This is a genomic window from Microcoleus sp. Pol11C3 (genome assembly GCF_036701485.1).
Lineage (GTDB): Bacteria > Cyanobacteriota > Cyanobacteriia > Cyanobacteriales > Microcoleaceae > Microcoleus.
In genome coordinates this window covers 1-1,076 of record NZ_JAUBQW010000321.1, presented here as the reverse complement: position 1 = coordinate 1,076, position 1,076 = coordinate 1, and the positions used below count along the sequence as shown (strand labels likewise).

The 1,076-nt window shown below is 37.5% G+C and carries 1 protein-coding gene; it reads left to right on the top strand.

Going from position 1 to position 1,076, the window contains the following annotated elements:
• Positions 1 to 448: 448 nt before the first annotated feature.
• Positions 449 to 1,018 (top strand): TIGR02391 family protein, encoded by a 570-nt coding sequence (locus tag QUA40_RS28865; RefSeq protein ID WP_333132156.1) that lies wholly within the window; start codon positions 449 to 451, stop codon positions 1,016 to 1,018.
• Positions 1,019 to 1,076: the final 58 nt, after the last annotated feature.

Sequence of the window (1,076 nt, the reverse complement as noted above, 5' to 3'; positions counted from 1 at the left end):
TGCACTTTATTCTCGATCGCGCGCTCAAAACCCAGGCTACCTCAAGTGCGATCGATATATTCAGCAAGCCCTAAATATGCAAGTCATAGAAACCAGTATCCACAAAGCTTCTGGATTTTCAACTGATTTTTTTCATACCCTAATTAAGCAACGCCTATTGGTACTAACCTAAATGAAATAGGTATTCCTTGTAATGTGAATTTTAGAGTTGGGTCACAAGGGGAGACTGTTATTAACATAAAGTACAAGTAGAGAGTTACAAGTACGAGCATTGCTGAAACTGTAAGTTGTTTGATTTTATATTAGTAATTAATATATGAGAGGAAAAAGAGAAGTTGTAGAAGCACTATTAGAAAGTCTTTCTATCCTGGAAAGAACGCGCGCAGTTCAACTAAATCGTTAGACCGCGAAACTGATAACTAATCAATAATAGAGATTATTTTTCTATATGACACCACAATTACTTGAACAACTTGTGCAGGAAATTTACGAACTTCAGACACTTATGGTGACAGTTGCAACAGGTGAAGCACGTATTCAGGAAAAAGATGATGAGTATAAGCAGCTATATATGGAAGTGAATTTGAAGCTGGAATCTCTACAAAATGAAGGCTTCAATGTTGACAATCCAAATTCTTTTAGATCCCTGTGGGATTGGTATAATTACTGGTCAGCTCATTTAAGTAGTTATGCTTTACGTCGTCAGTATGTTCAGGAAGTTTACGAAAAGGTTCTAACACCATTTGAAAATACTCTCTACAAGCATCGCGCAAATTCGATGTCGAGTGAAGAACTAATTGACGACTTGCAGCGCAGGTTAGGTCAGATGATACCTGAACCCCAGACTAGCTTCAAATTTACAATCAATTCTCTGCATCCAAAAATTATTCAGCGGTGCCAGCAACAGTTTGAATTGGGACAGTATGATGATGCAATATTCAATGCGATGAAAACTGTCGAAGAAGAAATTCGAGCTCGTGCATCAGCAGAACCAACTGATCTAGGACTTACGCATTGACAAAATCACAAAATAGTGCATCGATAAATATGACTGGTCTATTTTCCAGGTATTTGAC